Annotated in this window: 4 protein-coding genes; 3 read left to right on the top strand and 1 reads right to left on the bottom strand. The window is 42.9% G+C overall.

Annotated features, from left to right (window positions below; all coding sequences use genetic code 11):
- The 3 genes from B3182_RS03190 to B3182_RS03180 form a co-directional block, all read left to right on the top strand.
- Positions 1–2,172: cation-translocating P-type ATPase (locus B3182_RS03190; protein ID WP_292751512.1), on the top strand; the 2,172-nt coding region annotated here is incomplete at its 5' end.
- Positions 2,173–2,755: 583 nt separating this feature from the next.
- On the top strand, positions 2,756–3,142 hold the full coding sequence (locus B3182_RS03185) for a 4a-hydroxytetrahydrobiopterin dehydratase (protein ID WP_292356789.1): 387 nt from the start codon (positions 2,756–2,758) through the stop codon (positions 3,140–3,142).
- A 14-nt stretch (positions 3,143–3,156) separates the two neighbouring features.
- The gene (locus tag B3182_RS03180; protein ID WP_292357105.1) at positions 3,157–3,528 is read left to right on the top strand and encodes a DUF2237 family protein; all 372 of its coding nucleotides are present in this window, start codon (positions 3,157–3,159) and stop codon (positions 3,526–3,528) included.
- Positions 3,529–3,560: 32 nt separating this feature from the next.
- On the opposite strand, the gene B3182_RS03175 is transcribed toward B3182_RS03180, so the two are convergent.
- Positions 3,561–4,954, bottom strand: a 1,394-nt coding sequence (locus tag B3182_RS03175) for an ATP-dependent DNA helicase (protein ID WP_292751509.1), incomplete at its 5' end; no start/stop codon positions are given.

The following is a 4,954-nucleotide window of genomic DNA, read 5'->3' as shown; positions in this document are numbered from 1 at the left end:
TCCTCCACTCAAGGCCTCAAAAATCGACTAGCTGCAACTGCACATGTGATACGTGATGGCTCCAGTATGCAGATAACAACGGCTGAGATCGTACCCGGCGATCTCGTTTTGTTAACAGCTGGAGACTATATTCCTGCGGATGGGGTTCTACTAAGCGCTGAAGTTTCACAATTTGATGAATCAGTAATTACCGGCGAATCGTTTCCTTTACGCAAGCAGTCCATACCAAGATTAGATCCAGAAACGACGCAAAATTCGGTAGATTCAGTTCATTGGGTCTATGCTGGAACCAGGCTACTGACAGGAAGCGCCAAAGTACGTGTTATTTTTACTGGCTGCGAAACACTTTATGGCGAAATTGTCAGGTCGGTAGTACAAAGCCGTAATGAAAGGACCCAGCTACAGAAAGCCATAGCCCATCTTGTAGGCATATTGATTATTGCCGCGACACTTCTTTGCCTTCTTCTTGCTCTGGTAAGACTATATCAAGGCTTTGGTTACCTGGATGCGCTTATGAGTGCACTGGTTTTAGCAGTGGCAGCACTCCCTGAGGAGTTCCCCGTTGTTTTTACTTTTTATCTTGGAGTGGGTATTTATCGCTTGGCTCAACGTGGCGCGCTAGTACGGCGTGCTGTAGCGGTGGAGAATATTGGACGCATCACCTATATTTGCTCAGACAAGACCGGTACGCTAACAGAAGGCAAGCTCAAACTTGTTCACTGTTTCCCGGCTAAAGAGGCCAGTGAAACAGACCTGCTCAAAACTGCTGCAGGTGCGTCACGAAGTGAAACCCATGACCCACTGGATTTTGAGATATTACAGCGCAGTCCGTCCGAGCAAGATTATGGCTCCGCTATGGCTACCTTTCCCTTCACGGAGGATCGCAAACGAGAAACCGCCATCTACAAATGGGATAGCGAAACTCTAAAAGTATGCGTAAAAGGTGCCCCTGAGACGATTCTCAAGATGTGTACTCTCAGCGAACAGGAGCTTGCAGATTGGAATAATCAGGTTAGTGAACTTGCCATGACTGGACATAAGGTCATTGGTTGTGCAAGCCTGATTATGAGTTTGTCATCCTGGCACGATGCTGAGCCTGAAATAAATTATGAATTTGCCGGCTTGTTGGCTTTTGAAGACCCAGTTCGCAAAGGCGTTTCTGATGCCATCCAAGAATGCTTACACAGTCATATTCATGTATTGATGATTACAGGAGATCACCAACTAACAGCCAGAGCCGTTGCCAACGAAATTGGCTTAGGGGGAGGGAAGCCACTTACTATTATCAATGCTGATGAACTGAAAAATATTTTGAAATCTCATCCTGAGCAGCTCAAAGACATTGACGTTGTCGCTCGCGCAGTACCATCGGAGAAGCTTGAGATCGTGACAATGCTCAAGTCGATGGGAGAGACAGTGGCTGTCACCGGTGATGGGGTTAATGATGTTCCTGCACTTCAAGCTGCAGACATTGGCATCGCCATGGGAGAGCGAGGAACTCGAAGTGCTCGTGAGTCGGCGTCAGTAGTTCTGCTGGATGACAATTTTCGAACTATCATCCATGCAATTCTCGCTGGTCGTCAACTGTTCAAAAATCTTCAGCTCAGTTTTGCTTACCTCCTAATCATTCATATCCCATTGGTTATAACAGCAGCAATCATTCCGCTTTTCGGTTTCCCTCTTCTCTATTTACCTTTACACATAGTCTGGTTAGAGCTGATTATTCATCCAACTGCCTTGTTGGTATTTCAGGAAATGCCCCTTGGGAAAAAACTGTCCGAGACTCATCGTGTTGAAAATGAAACATTCTTTGCTAAAAGGCACTGGGTCACTATTTTCAGTGCTGGTCTAGTTACGACATTGATGCTATTTGTTGCCTATTTATTCAGCCTTGGGAGTAATAATGACGTCAACCATGCGAGAGCAATGGCAATGGTCATGCTCATAGCTACTAGCGTTGCAGTAACAATCACTTTGAGTGAATTGTCCAGCATGGCTTCAAAAATTATTGTTGCAACAACAATATTCGTCAGCATAGTGATAGTACAAATACCATCAGTCTCAGCGGTATTTCACATGTCACCTCTGCATATAACTGATTTGTTGATTTGTATTTCTGCAGCTGTATTTATATCGCTGATAGTGTGGCGAGGAAAGTTCAATAGAGGATAGTTGTTGAGCAAGTGATAATAATTTCAATTATCTATATTTTTCGGCAGAGGAGTTACACACATTTAATCATCAAGGACACACTTAAAACGAGAAAAGCTGTATGACGATATTAAGAATCTGAGAACATCTAAATTTCTTGACTAACCAAATTACCAACCATGCAGAATTTAAAATCTTGTGGGGTTTGTATCGTGAAAACGCTCAGATTTTAAATTTTGAACGATCTTAGAAAACCAATCTTTTGTCATAACACATATTATCTGAAGTTAACTCGAAACTGTTTTTTTGAGCATGGATTATCTCGAATTATTGTCATTTCATAAGTTCGTATAATGTATATTATGTTAAATTTAATATCGATTAACAAGTTCAATAACGAATGTGAGTACTTAGCAACTTAATTTCGGTAACCCTATCCGTTTTGGCTTACCTCGTACATTTTCAGACCAAAAAGCGATGTTTCTATGTTGGTCCTAACCTAAATTAAGCACCATCCAAACAATTCTGTAGTGAGTGTGAAACTTAATATTGCTTTACACTGACTCTCTTATTAGTTGGTTTATAAAATAATGAGGAAATTAATATGAGCTGGAGAGAAACTGAAAACGAGAAAACCTATTCCGATGCTGAAGTCGAACAACGGCTCAAGGCTGAGTTACCTAACTGGTATCTCGAGAATGGCTGGATCCGCCGTAAATATAAAACCAGCGGTTGGAAATCCACTTTAATGGTCGTTAATACAGTCGGACACTTGGCAGAAGCCGCCTTCCACCACCCTGACCTCACTGTTTCCTATGCTTTCGTTATCGTTAAGCTCACCAATCATGCTGCCAAAGGCATTACTGATAAAGATTTTGAGCTAGCGAGAAAAATCGAAGAAGTCGTTATGTGGCAGCCAGGCCTGATTGAAGGTGGTGCTCTTGTTGGTACGCCCGATGATGCCCGTTTTAAATATATTAAATACGATTAATTATGGAACTGGAAATCAACCCTGCATTAAATGTTCTTGGTGAACCGTTACAAAGTTGCAGTCATGATCCGCTCACTGGCTTTTTTCGCGATGGATGTTGTAATACCAATGATCAGGATTTTGGCTCACATACGGTTTGTGTTGAAGTAACTCAGGCGTTTCTTGAGTTTTCAAGGTTTCGTGGCAATGATTTAAGCACCCCTGTTTCGGATTTTGATTTTCCCGGGTTAAAGCCAGGTAATCGGTGGTGTCTGTGTGCTCAGCGCTGGCTGGAGGCAGAACAACATGATGTAGCGCCCAAAGTCGTGCTTGCCAGTACTCATCAGCGGGCAACAGAGATTGTTCCATTAGCCTTATTAAAGAAATATGCGTTAGATTTGATGTGAGATTTACACTTTTAGTGATTGATTTAACATGACTAAATGGCAGCTTTAACTTGTCGTTGTACAAAGAAATCTTCGACCTGATTGATATCCTGTGTGATCGGCATGGCGGGCAAACTCCGCATAAACACTTTGCCGTATGGTTTATTTAACAGCCGTGGATCACACAGGATCAACACCCCATGATCCTGTTCATCACGAATTAATCGACCTATTCCCTGCTTTAACTGAATGACTGCAGAAGGGATCTGAATACTTCGAAACGGATTACCGCCCCGCTCCCGCAGGTTATTGATGCGTGCTTCCAATACCGGATCGCCAGGTGAGGCAAATGGAATTTTATCGATTAATACACAAGATAAAGCTTCACCGCGAACATCTACACCTTCCCAGAAACTGTTGGTGCCGAGTAATACGGCATTACCATGCTGTCGAAACTCCTCCAATAAAGTGGCTTTCGCTCCACTCCCCTGCACCATCAATGGATAATCCAGATCGGCCAGTAATTCTGCTACTTCATGCATTGCCCGATAACTGGTAAACAATAAGAAGATGCGACCCTGACTGTGCAAAATAACTTCTTTAGCAATATCAGCAACATATTGATTGTATTGCCGATTTGATGGTTCAACTGGAATATTGGGTAAATACAAAAGACTTTGTTTTGCGTAGTCAAACGGGCTTTCCCAACTGGCATATTCAGCGTTTTCTATGCCCAGATGCTGACAGAAGTGATTAAACTTGCCGGCAACGGTTAAGGTTGCTGAGGTGAAAACCCATGCTGCCGGTTTTTCTTCCAGCCATTGTTGAAAATGCTGACTAATTTCAAACGGGGTGGCATGTAAAACAAATCCGGTTGGTCGATTATCTAGCCACAGCACCAGGTTATCGTCATTTTGCTCAGAGAATAACTGAATAATATTGACTAACTCTTTAGCTCGAACATGGCATTGGGATAGGCCTGGGCTCTGTACCGCCAGTGGTTCAAGCTCTGATTCAAACACTTCAAGATAATCCACTAACTCATTGAAGTTATTTTTAATTTCGTCATTGAATAATTGCGTTAACCAGGGTGTACGTTGTTCGACATTGCCAATATGCAGTCGTAATGATTGTAGTTTGGCTTGCAGTTTTTCTGCATGTAATCCCAGAGTCTTGCTGTCGGCTGCGTGTTCCTGAACTTCCTGCACGGTATCACGACATAATTCAACGATTTGATTACTGCTGATTCGATTACCAAGAAACTGGCCTGCAATCGCTGGGAGCTGATGTGCTTCATCGATTATAAAAGCATCGGCGGTGGGTAATACTTCACCCTGCCCTGCAGATTTCAAAGCAAAATCCGACATAAGCAAGTGATGATTAATCACCACAATATCAGCTTCCTGAGCCCGACGACGGGCTTCCACAATAAAGCACTGCTGATATT

Source organism: Methylophaga sp. UBA4204 (genome assembly GCF_002379485.1).
GTDB lineage: Bacteria > Pseudomonadota > Gammaproteobacteria > Nitrosococcales > Methylophagaceae > Methylophaga.
The sequence above is the reverse complement of the archived record's forward strand: the minus strand, read 5'-3'. Positions and strand labels throughout refer to the sequence as shown.

Excerpts from the sequence above, each read along its gene's own strand:
- B3182_RS03185 (WP_292356789.1), top strand. The coding sequence starts at position 2,756 with ATGAGCTGGAGAGAAACTGAAAACGAGAAAACCTATTCCGATGCTGAA.